At 55.8% G+C, this 13,894-nt stretch carries 14 protein-coding genes; 8 read left to right on the forward strand and 6 right to left on the reverse strand.

The genetic code is table 11. The annotated features are described in order from the left end of the window. Nucleotides 1–498: MBL fold metallo-hydrolase (locus WBL42_RS10430; RefSeq protein ID WP_424721209.1), on the reverse strand; the 498-nt coding region annotated here is incomplete at its 3' end. A gap of 25 nt (nt 499–523) precedes the next feature. Between WBL42_RS10430 and thiC the strand changes: the two genes are divergently transcribed. Together thiC and WBL42_RS10440 are read left to right on the forward strand one after the other, a co-directional pair. Next, nucleotides 524–1,825 carry a phosphomethylpyrimidine synthase ThiC gene (gene thiC / locus WBL42_RS10435; protein WP_424721240.1) on the forward strand — a complete coding sequence of 434 codons (1,302 nt, stop codon included), beginning with the start codon at nt 524–526 and terminating at the stop codon, nt 1,823–1,825. A 53-nt stretch (nt 1,826–1,878) separates the two neighbouring features. Continuing rightward, complete coding sequence (locus WBL42_RS10440) at nt 1,879–2,670, forward strand: hypothetical protein (RefSeq protein ID WP_424721210.1); 792 nt, start codon at nt 1,879–1,881, stop codon at nt 2,668–2,670. 557 nt (nt 2,671–3,227) lie between these two features. Here the strand turns inward: WBL42_RS10440 and WBL42_RS10445 are convergent. Both WBL42_RS10445 and purE read right to left on the reverse strand, forming a co-directional pair. Further along, the gene (locus WBL42_RS10445; RefSeq protein ID WP_424721211.1) at nt 3,228–3,665 is read right to left on the reverse strand and encodes an LEA type 2 family protein; all 438 of its coding nucleotides are present in this window, start codon (nt 3,663–3,665) and stop codon (nt 3,228–3,230) included. A 119-nt stretch (nt 3,666–3,784) separates the two neighbouring features. After that, nucleotides 3,785–4,171 (reverse strand): 5-(carboxyamino)imidazole ribonucleotide mutase, encoded by a 387-nt coding sequence (gene purE / locus WBL42_RS10450; protein ID WP_424721241.1) that lies wholly within the window; start codon nt 4,169–4,171, stop codon nt 3,785–3,787. A gap of 55 nt (nt 4,172–4,226) precedes the next feature. Between purE and WBL42_RS10455 the strand changes: the two genes are divergently transcribed. Genes WBL42_RS10455 through WBL42_RS10470 form a run of 4 tightly spaced genes read left to right on the forward strand, consistent with a single transcriptional unit; the run spans nt 4,227 to nt 7,428 of the window. Beyond that, the gene (locus WBL42_RS10455) at nt 4,227–5,357 is read left to right on the forward strand and encodes a pyridoxal-phosphate-dependent aminotransferase family protein (protein WP_424721212.1); all 1,131 of its coding nucleotides are present in this window, start codon (nt 4,227–4,229) and stop codon (nt 5,355–5,357) included. Then, nucleotides 5,354–5,815 carry a riboflavin synthase gene (gene ribC / locus WBL42_RS10460; protein WP_424721213.1) on the forward strand — a complete coding sequence of 154 codons (462 nt, stop codon included), beginning with the start codon at nt 5,354–5,356 and terminating at the stop codon, nt 5,813–5,815. Before WBL42_RS10455 ends, ribC begins: the two co-directional genes overlap by 4 nt. Before the next feature lie 57 nt (nt 5,816–5,872). Further along, nucleotides 5,873–6,292: a 6,7-dimethyl-8-ribityllumazine synthase gene (gene ribH, locus WBL42_RS10465; protein WP_424721214.1), complete on the forward strand. Its 420-nt coding sequence runs from the start codon at nt 5,873–5,875 to the stop codon at nt 6,290–6,292. Then, nucleotides 6,289–7,428, forward strand: coding sequence for a pyridoxal phosphate-dependent aminotransferase (locus WBL42_RS10470; RefSeq protein WP_424721215.1), 1,140 nt, complete (start codon nt 6,289–6,291; stop codon nt 7,426–7,428). The genes ribH and WBL42_RS10470 overlap by 4 nt, the downstream gene beginning before the upstream one ends. Nucleotides 7,429–7,431: 3 nt before the next feature. On the opposite strand, the gene WBL42_RS10475 is transcribed toward WBL42_RS10470, so the two are convergent. Further along, on the reverse strand, nt 7,432–8,295 hold the full coding sequence (locus tag WBL42_RS10475; protein ID WP_424721216.1) for a class I SAM-dependent methyltransferase: 864 nt from the start codon (nt 8,293–8,295) through the stop codon (nt 7,432–7,434). A 245-nt stretch (nt 8,296–8,540) separates the two neighbouring features. On the opposite strand from WBL42_RS10475, the gene WBL42_RS10480 reads away from it, so the two are divergent. After that, nucleotides 8,541–9,899 carry a TrpB-like pyridoxal phosphate-dependent enzyme gene (locus WBL42_RS10480; RefSeq protein ID WP_424721217.1) on the forward strand — a complete coding sequence of 453 codons (1,359 nt, stop codon included), beginning with the start codon at nt 8,541–8,543 and terminating at the stop codon, nt 9,897–9,899. 8 nt (nt 9,900–9,907) lie between these two features. Next, nucleotides 9,908–11,011 (forward strand): ATP-NAD kinase family protein, encoded by a 1,104-nt coding sequence (locus WBL42_RS10485; protein WP_424721218.1) that lies wholly within the window; start codon nt 9,908–9,910, stop codon nt 11,009–11,011. A 119-nt stretch (nt 11,012–11,130) separates the two neighbouring features. On the opposite strand, the gene WBL42_RS10490 is transcribed toward WBL42_RS10485, so the two are convergent. Further along, entirely contained in the window at nt 11,131–11,718 is a 588-nt protein-coding gene (locus WBL42_RS10490; RefSeq protein ID WP_424721219.1) for an acetate uptake transporter, read from the reverse strand. Between the two features lie 80 nt (nt 11,719–11,798). Then, nucleotides 11,799–13,697, reverse strand: a complete 1,899-nt coding sequence (gene acs, locus WBL42_RS10495) for an acetate--CoA ligase (RefSeq protein ID WP_424721220.1) — start codon at nt 13,695–13,697, stop codon at nt 11,799–11,801. Between the last annotated feature and the right edge of the window lie 197 nt (nt 13,698–13,894).

Here is a 13,894-nt window from a genome sequence, read left to right on the forward strand (position 1 = left end):
CACCGAGAGCCGGTCGAGCGACCGGGCCAGATCGGTCCTGCTCCCGCCGGGGAAGTCGTAGCGGCCGAAATACCCGTCGGCAAAGACGGTGTCCCCGGAGATGAGGACATGGTCAGCTTCTGACCAGAGGCAGATGCTCCCCGGTGTGTGGCCCGGAGTATGGATGACCACGAGATCGCCAATGGTATCTCCATCCGCGAGTTTGATATCCGGCAGGATCCCCGGTGACCGGGCACCGAAGTGCAACGAGAGGCTCCGCGCATCCTCGACCAGTCCAGCGGCATCGTTTGCAAGGATGGCGACCTTCGCTTTGCACATGTGCGCGATTTCCTTTACCCGTGCGATATGATCGAAATGGCAGTGCGAGAGTACGACCGTCTCGATCTGCTCCTTGTAGGGAGCCACTGCCATCGGCATGACCCCTGCATCCACGAGCACGCTTCCGTAGAGATACGCGTTGGCAAATGCCGATTCACCGGGAATCCACCTGACCTGCATGCACAATAATAAGGACTCCCGGCAGATGTTTCTTATGGATTTACTCATCCGCAGGTGCCGCAAAGGGCTTCCCAAAGAACTGGAGGCCGTGGCACGGGCGGAAGGAATGGAACCCGCACGATTTGCCCGGGGTATCGCCGACGGACGGATCGTGGTCCCGAAGAACCCGGGCCGGAAACACAAGGCGTGTGCGATCGGTGAAGGATGCACGGTCAAGATCAATATCAATATCGGGACTTCGGGTTCCCGCTGCGACCCGGCACTCGAAATGAAGAAGGCCCAGGCAGCGCTCGACAATGGCGCCGATGCCCTCATGGACCTCTCCACGGGAGGCGACCTTGTCGCGATCCGGAAGAAGATTCTCAAACTCGATACCACGGTCGGCACGGTCCCCGTGTACGAAGCGGTCCGCAGGGCTGGCAATGCCGGCGATGTCACCGGCGACCTGCTCTTCAAGGTGATACGGGAGCACTGCAAACAGGGCGTGGACTTCCTCACCCTCCATTGCGGCGTGAACCTCCAGGCACTCGATGCCCTCAAAGCCGACCCCCGGCTGATGGGGGTCGTCAGCAGGGGCGGGTCGTTCCATTGCGCGATGATGATGCAGCGGGAGGAGGAGAACCCGCTCTATGCCGAGTACGACTACCTGCTGGAGATCCTTGCCGAGTACGATGTTACGGTCAGCCTCGGCGACGGGATGCGTCCGGGCTGCCTGCAGGACGCGGAGAAGCTGGCAAAGTCGGTGGAATACAATACCCTCGGCCTGCTGGCAAAAAGGGCGCACGCCGCCGGTGTCCAGCGGATGATCGAGGGCCCGGGTCACATGCCGCTCGACCAGGTGGGCTACAATGTCCGGATGATCAAGGAGATCACCGATCACGCCCCGCTCTACCTGCTCGGCCCGCTCGTCACCGATATCGCCCCGGGCTACGATCACGTGGTCGCGGCTATCGGCGGTGCTACTGCCTGCCTGAACGGCGCAGACTTCCTCTGCATGGTCTCGCCGAGCGAGCACCTTGCCCTTCCTGACGTTTCGGATATCATCGAGGGCACCCGGATCGCGAAGATCGCGGCACATGTCGGCGATACCGTCCGCAGGCCAGAAGGGTTCCGGATGGAGCGCGAGGTGCAGATGGCCGAGGCCCGGCACGAGCTCGACTGGGACGAGCAGTTCCGGCTCGCTTTGTATGGGGAACATGCCCGGAAGATCCATGAGCGGGACGGGGAGACGGAGACCTGCTCGATGTGCGGGGATCTGTGCGCCGTCAAGATGGTGAACGAGCTGTTCGGGACAGGGAAGAAGAAGACCAGTAAAAAGAGGAAATAAACAACTTACTCTTTTTAATAATTTATTTAATATTACAATTTGATCTTTATTTGATGGAAACTGAAAAAATCAAATTTGACTGGCGCATGTGGGGTGTCACATTTCTCGCAAGAGATGTTCCTGCTGCGTACCTTGGTGGACCGTCTCATAAAGCAGGGGCTCCACTATTTCACTCTTCATTGACCCGAACCGCTAGTAACGACCTTATTGGATTTATTCGACCCCGCCCCGCTGCTTTGGCAATACATATAGCAATAGAATCGTCATCAAAAGCGGTTTCCTTGAGAAATACATTATCTCTTCAGCCAACGGTCACCCCGTATGGAGCTGGGAAACAAGTAGTATTAGAAAATCATCCACATCTTTACAACTATTTTGAGTACTGTATGATTACCGTGGCTTTTAGTGCACAATCTCTCGATACATTTTGTAATGAAATTATTGAAAATTACCTAACTGGGACTATTCCTGTAATTATGAATGGAAAAGCAAAATTTCTAAATAAAATCCAACTTCAGGAAAGTCATATTTCCACGAAAATGAAATTGGGCATAATACTCCCAAAAATTCTCAAAATCGATTCTCCGGAATCTCAAAATTCAAAGGTTTGGACTGATTACCTAATTCTTGAACGCGTAAGAAATAGTACGTTTCATTTGAAAGCCAGTGATGAAAATTCTGGTGTAAACATTGATAAAGAATCATTATTTTTTGAATTTTTTAGAGTTGATGCAACGGATTATCCTAAATATGCAATTAATTTGTTGACATATTTTCAACCAAAGATCCACAATATAGAATGGATTACGGAAGCTCAAAGAAGCTTGAGTAAATTTATTGAATAGGTTTTGAGAAACAATTTTTGAGGACGCTCTCGGGGGTTTCACTCCCGTCGCTGGGGCAGCCCCCGATTACGATAACGCCCGAATAGGTAATACCCGCAGCATCGCGATGCGCAGGGGCGGTGGGGACAGGCACTGTCCCCTCCTCTTGTGATCAGTAATAAACTCTAACCGGGAGGAGGGGGTACCCCCTCCCCCCCACCTCCTTTTGCACGTCCAAACTCCCGGCTTCCACTGCACTTCCCGTCTGCAAACCCCATTTTCCCAAGCGGTCAGGGAGGGGGGTAGTCCCCCCACCATCAGCAGCAGGCACCCCCACCCCCTCAGAAAATATTTGGCAGGGGGGGTATGGGTGGAACCCCCCCTACCTGTCCGCTCAACACCCCGGACTTCAGGTTCTTACATCTGAAATCACATTCCCGGACCTCCCTGCATGGGGGGGTTCCCTGCCGCTTGCCTGCAACAGGGCAGGGGGGTCTGCGCGAAAAAAAATCCGGGTTGTGGGGGGGTCTCCGGCCAACCCCCTCCTATGGAGGTCCGGCTGGACCGGTAGCCGGCGCTCACTCCTTCTTTTTCTGCCCGGTAAGGGAATCGGCGACCTGCTCCATAGTCACCGGCAGGGTTTTCGTAAACGGAACCGACCAGCCGAACAGGAGGCAGTCGATGATCGCCGTCCCTTTGATCGTGACCTGCACGTTCCCCCGGGTGACGAAAGCGGCAAGCGCCCCGATGAGTGCTGCGTTCTGCGATCTGACCGGGACATGCAGCAGGGTATTTCCATGGGCAGCAATCTTCACCCGGCCTGTATTTCCTGCAGCGATCTGCCGCGTCTGCTCAGTGTCGCGGCACAACACGGTGAACGGCAGTTCCCGCAGGGTAACACCGATCGGGTTTGCATTCTGCACCCGGATCACCACGTCCAGCTCAAGGGACGAAAGCGAGAGGGCCCGGAGTTTCACCTCTTCGAGCGTAATGACCGGCTCGTGCAGGATGGGCATAGTAAGAACGTTTCAGCAGGAGGACTCATAATCCTGCCCATGAGCCGGACTATTTCCCTGTCCTGAGCTCCCGTTCCTGACCCGGGTGAAAGCCTGGTGAAAAAATGTACGGCCTTTTTTTATTTCAGCTTCAGGATCCGGACCGCGAGCCATGCGGCATTGTCCCCGTTGTCCACGCCAACGCAGGCCACCGGCACGCCTTTTGGCATCTGGGCGATTGCGAGGAGCGCATCGAGCCCGTTGAGAGTCCCGCTGACCGGCACACCGATCACCGGTTTATCGGTCTTTGAGGCGATCACGCCGGGCAGGGCTGCGGAAAGGCCGGCGATCGCAATGAAGACCTTTGCATCACTGCTCTTGATGTAGGCATCGAGCTTATCAGGATCCCGGTGGGCTGAGATGATCTGGGCGTCGTACGATACGTTGTTCTCTTCAAGGACTTTTTTTACTTTATCGGTGATCTTAGCGTCAGAAGCGGATCCCGAAATAACTGCCACGTCAGTCATATGAGCCATCCAAACATATATTGTGCTTATCCAGATATACTATGAGCAGATCCACATGGAAAAAGAACCACTCCTGATGCTGCCGGGCCCGGTGCCGATGCCGGAACGGGTCAGGTTCGCGATGTCGCGTCAGGCAATAAACCACCGCAGCGCCGAGTTCGGGGCCGCATATGCCGACTGTGTTCGGGTACTGAAGACCACGTTTGGGACCGCCAATGATCTTTTTGTCATCAGCGGATCCGGCACGGCCGGCATGGAAGCCGCGGTGTCGAACATCGGAAAGGACAAGGAGATTGCCTGCCTCGTGAACGGAAAGTTCGGTGAGCGGCTCTTCAAGATCAGCCAGCGCTACGGGAAAGCGCACGAGATCAAGTCCGGGTGGGGCACCCCGCTCGACCTCGCGGCACTTGAGGCGCAGCTCGAGAAGGGGGCAGAGGTTGTCACCCTCGTCCACAACGAGACGTCGGCAGGTATCAAAAACCCGGCAGAGGAAGTCGGGAAGCTCTGCCGGAAACATGATGCACTCTTCATCATGGACGGCATAACCTCTATCGGCGGCGATATTGTCGAAGCCGACAAGTGGAGCGTCGATATCGCGATCACCGGCTCCCAGAAATGCCTGGCGGCCCCCGCTGGGCTCGCAATGGTCTCGGTGAGCAGCAGGGCATGGGAGCGGCTCACAAAGAACCCGCCGTATTACCTCGATCTCGCGGCGTACAAAAAGAGCGCCGCGGGAAAACCGATGGAAACTCCTTACACGCCCGCCGTACCGCTCTTCCTTGCGCTCCGCGAGGCGTGCCTGATCATCGAGGAGGAAGGCCTCACCGCACGGATCGCACGCCACCAGAAGATGTCTCACGCCGTCCAGGCAGCTGCAAAGGCATGGGGGCTCTCCCTTTTCCCGAAGATCGATAAACTTCACGGGTACTCGACTACCGTGACTGCTGTTGAATATCCCGAGGGTGTCAAGGACGACGTGATGCGGGGATACATCAAGAAGATGGGCATCATCATCGCGGGTGGCCAGGACCACCTGAACGGGAAGATCTTCCGTATTGGGAATATGGGTGCAGTCAGTGCACCGGAGATCCTCGCTACGCTCGCTGCAACCCAGATCGCACTGAAGAAGTCGGGATACACGCCGAAAGGCGACGGTGTCCTGGCAGCCGGTGAGGTGCTGGGATGAAGGTGGGCGTAGCCGATACCACCTTCTCACGCGTCAACATGGGAGCCGTTGCTGTCGACGAGCTCAAAAAACATGCAAGTATTGCCATCGAACGGGTGACCGTGCCCGGTATCAAGGACCTGCCGGTGGCCTGCAAGAAACTGATCGAGGAACGCAGGTGCGACATCGTGATGGCGCTCGGTATGCCCGGGGGAAAAGACAAGGACCGGATGTGCGCCCACGAGGCCTCGCAGGGCCTGATCATGTGCCAGCTCATGACGAACACTCACATCATTGAGGTCTTCGTGCACGAGGACGAGGCAAAGGACGGGAAGGAGCTTGCCTGGCTTGCCGAGCAGCGCACCCGGGAGCACGCGGTCAACACGGTCAAGCTGGTCCTTCACCCGAAGGACCTGGAAAAGGAGGCTGGTACCGGCCAGCGGCAGGGATTCGCCGATGCCGGCCCCGCCCGTCGCTGACCTCACGCCCATGACCGGGCGTACGGATTTATGACCATTCACAAGAGATGATCTGCTATGTGTGATACAAACCCGATTAAACTGGGATTCGTGGTCGCGGAGTTCAACCGCGACATCACGTACATGATGGAGATTGAAGGCCGCGAGCATGCCGCATTCCTCGGCGCGGAAGTGACCGAGACCTTCTACGTACCGGGCGCCTACGACATGCCGCTCGCGATCAAGAAGATGCTGACCGGCGGCAAGGTGGACGCGGTCGTCACGATCGGCTGCGTGATCGAGGGTTCGACCCAGCACGACGAGATCGTGGTCCAGCATGCGGCCCGGAAGATCATCGACCTCTCGCTTGAGTTCGGCAAGCCGGTCACGCTCGGCATCTCCGGGCCCGGCATGACCCGGCTCGAGGCGAACGAGCGGATCGATTACGCGAAGCGGGCCGTTGAATCCGCTATCAAGCTTGTCAAGCGATTAAAATGAAGTCCCTCTCGGCAAAGATCGCGGCCGTGGCCCCTTCAGCCACGATCGCCATCTCCGATAAAGCCAAGAAGATGGAGCGGGAAGGCATCGACGTCATCAGTATGTCGATCGGCGAACCCGATTTCGATACCCCGAAGCACATCACCGACGCGTGTATCGATGCCCTGAAGCGGGGGGAGACCCATTATGCCCCGAGCAATGGTATTCCCGAACTGCTCGGTGCGATCAGCGAGAAGATCAACCGCGAGAATGGGTTTACCTGCACTCCCCAGCAGGTGATCGTTGCCTGCGGGGCCAAGGATGCGATCTACGAGACAACGGAGGCGGTCCTGAACCCCGGTGACGAGACGCTCCTCCTCACCCCGGCATGGGTTTCGTACGAGCCCTGTGTCCAGATCGCCGGCGGCAAAGTCGTCAAGCATGCGGTCAACCAGAAGAGTTTCCAGCTCGACGATTCGATCCTCGAACGTGTCACGCCGAAGACCAAGATGATCATAGTTAACACCCCCTCAAACCCTTCGGGGGCCGTGCTGAACAAGAACTCGCTGAAGCTCGTGGCCGATCTTTGCCAGGACAGGGATATCTACGCAATGTCCGATGAGATATATGAGAAACTGGTGTACGGTAAGGAGCACATCTCGCTCGCCTCCCTTGGGGACATGGCGCAGCGCACGATCACCATCAACGGTTTTTCGAAGTCTTACGCGATGACCGGCTGGCGTCTCGGGTATGCGGTCGCCCCGGTCGAGATCATTAAAGCCATGTCCAAGGTGCAACAGCATTCGGTCAGCCAGGCCACCACCTTTGCGATGTTTGGCGGGGTGGCTGCCCTCAGGAGTGACCAGCAGTGTGTCGAAGATATGCGGAATGAGTTTGACAGGCGGCGTAAATACGTGATTGCCGAACTGAAGAATATGGGCTACGCAACTGCACCGGCAGACGGGGCATTCTATGCCTTTGTCAAGGTGGCCGGGGATGACACGGAGATTGCCACCCGCTGGCTGGAGAATGCCCACGTCGCAGTGACGCCCGGCAGTGCATTCGATGCACCCGGATGGCTCCGGCTCTCGTATGCGACCTCGATGGAGCGGCTGAAAGAAGCCATGCTGCGCATACGTAGACTCGACGGAAACTAAATATCAATCTTTACTGTTTTTCCACCAGATCTTTGCGAATGTTGAGTTCCCGGAAATTACAATCCCGCCGCCTTCCACCCGGATCAGCGGTGCTAGGTACTGATGCACGATCTCCTGTTGCTCCACAGACTGCGCATTGAACCGCTGGTTAAAGAATGTCTCCATATCCTCCCGTGAGGAGAACCGGTACTCCTTATCGAGTGGCATCATCTCCACGTCAGGATAGATCCCCATCTGGTACAGGACATTGAATAAGCAGTCGGCCTTCGGACCGGAATAATACGGGGTCCCGTGGAGCGGTTCCCAGAGATCGGCGTGCATCTTCTCCCAGAATGGCATGTCCGCAAACCAGTAGAGGCATACCATCCCTTGCGCCACGGCATCCATCTTCTGGAGGGAAGCACGGATATCCTCCATCGTCAGCGAAAGGGAAGCAATCACGACATCGTAGGGGCCTGTGAGATCCTGTCCAGGATCAACCTCCTCCCACCGTTTCTGTACGCAGCGGATCGTGGCGATGCCCTCACGTGCAGCCCGTTCTTTCAGGAGGGAGACCATGCCGGCACCCGGTTCGACCACAGTTACGGAACTCACCCGGGGCGCAAGCGGGATTGCGAGCGTGCCCGGGCCGGCACCGATGTCCAGCACACGGGAACCCCGGGTAACCGTAAGTCCATCGAGTGTCATGCGGATGCGGGCATCGTACTCACTGCGGGAGTTGGCATCGTACCGCTCCGCGCTCTCCCGGTTGTTCCAGTTGTGGGTCTTGTCTTCAGGGAGTTTTGAGGACTCATGTCGGGCCTGCTGGTACTTCCAGACCTCGTTCCAGTCAGAGGCAGTACACGTTGGTACTGTTTTCCGGCTCATCACACTGAGTATCCTCCCATCCGGTTATAGATGTTTTCAAAGTGGAATAGAGTGAAAGCGAGACAGGACCGGGGCGAAAACCAGGCAACCGGTGAATACCGGGAGAACACGTACCGGAATCTTCTCATAATGCCGGAACACCTCCCGACTCTTTGGATCGGGCAGAACAAAAAATGCATAATAAATTACACTAATACACAATTTTGTTCCACAATGTATTTATTTATACAAAGTAAGTACTGTATATGAAGACAAAGATCCTCCTCGATGAGGAGCAGATGCCGAAGAAATGGTATAATATTCAGGCAGACCTGCCCTCCCCGCTCGATCCCCCGCTCCATCCCGCCACGCACAAGCCGGTCGGCCCCGATGACCTGAAAGCGATCTTCCCGATGGAGCTGATCCGGCAGGAAGTGACTACCGACCGTCATATCGATATCCCGGAAGAGGTACAAGACGTCCTGCACCTGTGGAGGCCGAGCCCGCTGTACCGTGCACACCGGCTGGAAAAATTCCTCAAGACTCCGGCGAAGATCTACTACAAGTGGGAAGGAGTCAGCCCGGCCGGGAGCCACAAGACCAACACTTCCATCCCCCAGGCTTATTACAACATGAAGGCCGGGATCGAGCGGATCGCAACCGAGACCGGCGCAGGGCAGTGGGGATCGGCCCTCGCCTTTGCCACGATGCTCTACGATCTCCAGTGTACTATCTACATGGTCAGGTCCAGCTATGCCCAGAAGCCTTACCGGAAATCGATGATGCAGGTCTGGGGAGCGGAATGCATCCCGAGCCCCAGCACAAAAACGAATTCCGGTCGTGCGGTTCTTGAAAAGGATCCGGAGACGCCGGGGGCTCTGGGTATTGCCATCTCCGAGGCTGTCGAAGATGCAGCAACGCATGAGAACACCAACTATGCGCTGGGTTCCGTGCTGAACCATGTCTGCCTCCACCAGACCGTGATCGGGCTCGAATGCCGCGAGCAGCTTGCAATGGTGGATGCATATCCCGATATAGTGATCGGCTGTGTCGGCGGCGGGTCAAACTTCGCCGGGATATCGTTCCCGTTTGCAGGTGACAAGATGACCGGAAAGCACAAGGATGTGGATCTCATCGGTGTCGAACCCGCTTCGTGCCCCACGCTCACGAAGGGACTCTATACATACGATTTCGGCGATGTGGCCGGCCTCACGCCGCTCATGAAGATGTTCACGCTGGGCCATGATTTCGTACCTCCGTCAATTCATGCCGGGGGCCTCCGTTACCATGGGGATTCTCCGATTGTCTCACGTCTTGTCCACGACGGTGTGATGCGGGCGGTCTCTTATCACCAGAGCGAAGTCTTCGAGGCAGCCCAGACCTTTGCCCGGACGGAAGGGATCATCGTTGCCCCCGAGACCTCCCATGCGGTCAGATGTGCGATCGATGAGGCACTTGTGTGCAAGAAGACCGGTGAAGAGAAGACGATCCTCTTCAACTGCTCGGGTCACGGCAATTTCGATATGTCGGCATACGATGCCTACTATGCCGGCAAGCTGGTGGACTATGAATACCCGGACGAGCTGATCAAACAGGCCATCAGCCGGATCCCCAAAATAACCTGACCTTTTTTATGTACCGGATCGGCTTTGTCGTCAACCCGGTGGCCGGCATGGGAGGCGCAGTCGGCCTCAAGGGAACCGATGGCAGGGTCGGTGAGGCCAGGTCCCTGGGAGCGACGCCGCAGTCCGGGAACCGGGCGAAGATGACACTTAGCCTGCTGAAAAAGGATCCCGACCTGCTGTTTTTAACCTGCTCAGGTGATATGGGAGAGACGATCCTCAAGGAGGCCGGGATACCCGGCTATCGGGTAGTTTTTACTGGCAAGAGTGAGAGTTCCGCTGATGATACAAAGGCCGCTGTGCAGGAATTCCTCAATGAGGGTGTCGATCTCATCCTCTTCTGCGGGGGAGACGGGACGGCCCGGGACGTTTTTTCGGTAACAGGGAGGAAGATCCCCATCCTTGGTATTCCTGCAGGAGTGAAGATGTACTCGGGGGTCTTTGCGATAACCCCCGGTGCGGCGGCTGAAATGATCGCCGGGTCGGATAAGACTATCCTGAGGGATGCAGAGATCATGGACGTGGACGAAGAAGCGTACCGCTCCGGAATCCTCACAACCCGGCTGTTTGGTGTCGCCTCCGTTCCTGTCATTGCCGGCATGGTCCAGGTTCCCAAGCAGGTGTTTGAAGAGACCGACGAGAAGCGTGCAAAAGATGAGATCGCCCGGTTCATCCATGAAGTGATGGTACCGGACACGCTCTATATTCTTGGGGCCGGGACGACAACGGAAGCAATCGCACGAAACCTTGGGATTCCAAAAACCCTCCTTGGCATTGACGTAATAAAAAACGGAAGGATTGTAACGCAGGATGCCAATGAAAAAACCCTCTGTAACCTGGTGGAAAATGAGGAGGACATCCGGATTATCATCAGTCCTATCGGGGCCCAAGGCTTCATTCTGGGGCGGGGGAATCAGCAGGTCAGCGCAGCGATCGTCAGACGAGCGGGCATACGAAATATTATCGTCGTCGCCACGCCGCACAAACTACAGGAGACGCCTGAACTGCTGGTGGATACCGGCGATAGTGAGCTCGACTCGGAATTCGGAAGCTCGATCCAGGTCATTTCCGGGTACCGGATAGCCCAGCGCAAAAGGATTCGGCAGATGTCCTGAAAGTCAGTCATCTCCGGAAAATAATCGCGGGAAACCAGTTTCTTTGAATATACCGGATATCTTTAGTATTTTTCCGGAAAAAATGAGAAGAGTTCGTTTTTTATTCCCGGAATCTGCAATCATCCGAGCGGTGCAACCGTCTTTTTGTACATTTCGTTGAGCACCTGCGCAAGACCCGCATAGATCGCGGAGAAGCCGCAGAGGAGTCCTTCGTATCCTGCGATCATGGTGATGGTCCCGTTACCTGTTGCTTCCCCGAGTGCGAGGAGGATGAACAGGATTGTCAACGAACCAAAGACGAACTGCAGAGCCCTGTTCGCCCGGAGGGTACCGATGAACATGACTGCGGTGAACAGCCCCCACATGATAAGGTAGGCAGCCATTGCACCTTTTGTTGTTGCTGCGGCAAGCCCCATCGCCGGTAGCACGATCAGGGCAACAAGGGAGAGCCAGAAAAACCCGTACGAGAGGAATGCAGTCGTCCCAAACGTGTTGTTCTTTTTCCACTCCATGATCCCTGCAACGACTTGGGCGAGTCCTCCGTAGAAGATCCCCATGGCGAGGATCATCGATCCCAGTTCAAAGAACCCGGCGTTGTGCAGGTTCAGGAGCACGGTGGTCATTCCGAACGCCGTTAGTCCGAGGGGCGCGGGATTTGCGGTCAGGTCGAGATTTTTTACGATTGTTGTTGTTTCTTGCGTTTCCATTATTTTTCATCTCCAAGATTGTACACAGTTTCCACTATTCGGATCCGCCTGTGAATCCATGTTCGTCGTTCTTGCGTCTCTTACTCTTCGAGTGTTGAGATATCCCCGGGATCCAAACCCATCTCTTTAGCCTTGAGCACGCGGCGCATGATCTTCCCGCTCCGGGTCTTGGGCAGTTTCTCCACGAATTCGATCTCTTGCGGGACTGCGATGGGTCCGAGTGTCATCCTGACATGGTAAATCAGGTCCTGCATAAGCTTTTCCCCGGGCGTGTTGCCTACCCTGAGGATGACGAACGCCTTGATGGAATTCCCCTTCACCGGATCGGGCTTGCCAATGACCGCTGCTTCCGCCACCGCGTGGTGGGATACCAGCGCACTCTCCACTTCTGCAGTACCGATCCTGTGCCCGGCAACTTTGATGATGTCGTCAGTCCTTCCCAGGACCATGATATAGCCGTCTTTCCCCTTGACTGCGAGATCACCCGCTGCATAGCAGTCCTTGATCGTATACCAGTATTTCCGGTACCGCTCGTCATTGTTGTACACTGTCCGGAACATGGCAGGCCAGGGCTCTTTTATTGCAAGGAACCCCCCGGTTCCGGGCGGTACGGAATTCCCGTCTTTGTCTACCACATCCACAATCACGCCTGGTATTGCCTTTCCGGCAAACCCTGGACGCATAGGTTCCCCTACCATGGTTGTTAACATCTGCATCCCGGTTTCGGTCTGCCACCAGGTATCTACAATGGGGCACCGGTCTCCGCCAATCGTGTGGTGATACCACACGAACGCCTCCGGGTTGAGGGGTTCTCCTACGGATCCGATCACGCGCAGGGAGCTGAGGTCGTATTTTTTGGGCCATTCCTCTCCCATCTTCATGAACATCCGGATCGCTGTCGGCGCCGTGTAGAAGATGTTGATCTTCTGTTCCTCGATCAGTTTCCACCAGATCCCGGGATCCGGGTAATCGGGGGTCATCTCGGTAACAAACACCGTGGCACCAACCGCGAGCGGGCCGTACACGATGTAGCTGTGGCCGGTGATCCAACCGGGATCGGCCGTGCACCAGTAGATATCGTTCTCCTTGAGATCGAAGACATACTTCGTGGTGTAATAGGTCCCGACCATATAACCGGCGCAGGTATGCACGATCCCTTTGGGAGATCCCGTGGAACCACTCGTATAGAGCATGAACAGGGGATCTTCCGCATCCAAAACTTCCGGTTCGCAGACCGCGGGAGCCCCTTCCATCAGGCCGTAGAAATCGATCTCGAAGTCAGCCCGGATCTCGACAGGTGGCTCTTTCCTTCTCCGGTAGATGATGAGATGCTCAACACTCGGGGCATGGAGGATCGACTCCTGGACCGTCGTGATGAGCGGGATTGCCTTTCCCCTGCGGATCGAGATATCTGCTGTGATGACGACTTTTGCCTCCGCCTCCCTGATACGCATATTCAGAGCGGTCACGCCGAACCCGGCAAAGACCACGCTGTGGATGGCACCAATGCGTGCGCATGCAAGCATCGCGATGATCTGCTCTGGTACCATGGGCATATAGATACATACCCGGTCGCCTTTCGTCACGCCTATTTTCTTTAACCCACTCGCAAACCGCATAACATCCGAGAGAAGTTTCTGGTACGTGTAGATCCTCTCTGCACCCCCTTCACCTCTCCAGATAAGTGCGACTTTGTTCCGCCGGTGGTTCTTTACATGGCGATCAAGACAGTTGGCTGTGATGTTGAGTTTCGCGTTCACGAACCATTTGGCATAAGGATAATTCCATTCTTTGACTGCATCCCATTGATGGATCCAGTCCAGGTCCTGTGCAATTTTATTCCAGAAAGCATCAGGGTCGGCAAGGAACTCCCGGTATGCCGTTTCATAGTCACCCAGCCAGGAATTCTGTTTGTATTCCGGGCCCGGTATATAGCGGACGGTACTTTCAACCAGCTTGACATCGAAGTCCTCAGTCATGCTCCTCCTATTCTACATTATTAATCATGTTAAACATTCTATATAAAAATTCCGTTGCCTCTGAACATTTGATATAAAAAATCCATTTTCCCATGAACCCGGCACACCCGCGGCTGTCAAATTTTAAAAACGACACGCGGCTCACCAGTGTTCTTCTTAAAAACGAGGTCGATATACGAAGGGTTATCTATCCGGGT

It is taken from the genome of Methanoregula sp., from assembly GCF_049686655.1.
GTDB lineage: Archaea > Halobacteriota > Methanomicrobia > Methanomicrobiales > Methanospirillaceae > Methanoregula.

Coding starts and splice junctions, on each gene's coding strand:
- thiC (WP_424721240.1), top strand. CDS start 524: ATGTTTCTTATGGATTTACTCATCCGCAGGTGCCGCAAAGGGCTTCCC.
- WBL42_RS10440 (WP_424721210.1), top strand. CDS start 1,879: ATGGAAACTGAAAAAATCAAATTTGACTGGCGCATGTGGGGTGTCACA.
- WBL42_RS10445 (WP_424721211.1), bottom strand. CDS start 3,665: ATGCCCATCCTGCACGAGCCGGTCATTACGCTCGAAGAGGTGAAACTC.
- purE (WP_424721241.1), bottom strand. CDS start 4,171: ATGACTGACGTGGCAGTTATTTCGGGATCCGCTTCTGACGCTAAGATC.
- WBL42_RS10455 (WP_424721212.1), top strand. CDS start 4,227: ATGGAAAAAGAACCACTCCTGATGCTGCCGGGCCCGGTGCCGATGCCG.
- ribC (WP_424721213.1), top strand. CDS start 5,354: ATGAAGGTGGGCGTAGCCGATACCACCTTCTCACGCGTCAACATGGGA.
- ribH (WP_424721214.1), top strand. CDS start 5,873: ATGTGTGATACAAACCCGATTAAACTGGGATTCGTGGTCGCGGAGTTC.
- WBL42_RS10470 (WP_424721215.1), top strand. CDS start 6,289: ATGAAGTCCCTCTCGGCAAAGATCGCGGCCGTGGCCCCTTCAGCCACG.
- WBL42_RS10475 (WP_424721216.1), bottom strand. CDS start 8,295: ATGAGCCGGAAAACAGTACCAACGTGTACTGCCTCTGACTGGAACGAG.
- WBL42_RS10480 (WP_424721217.1), top strand. CDS start 8,541: ATGAAGACAAAGATCCTCCTCGATGAGGAGCAGATGCCGAAGAAATGG.
- WBL42_RS10485 (WP_424721218.1), top strand. CDS start 9,908: ATGTACCGGATCGGCTTTGTCGTCAACCCGGTGGCCGGCATGGGAGGC.
- WBL42_RS10490 (WP_424721219.1), bottom strand. CDS start 11,718: ATGGAAACGCAAGAAACAACAACAATCGTAAAAAATCTCGACCTGACC.
- acs (WP_424721220.1), bottom strand. CDS start 13,697: ATGACTGAGGACTTCGATGTCAAGCTGGTTGAAAGTACCGTCCGCTAT.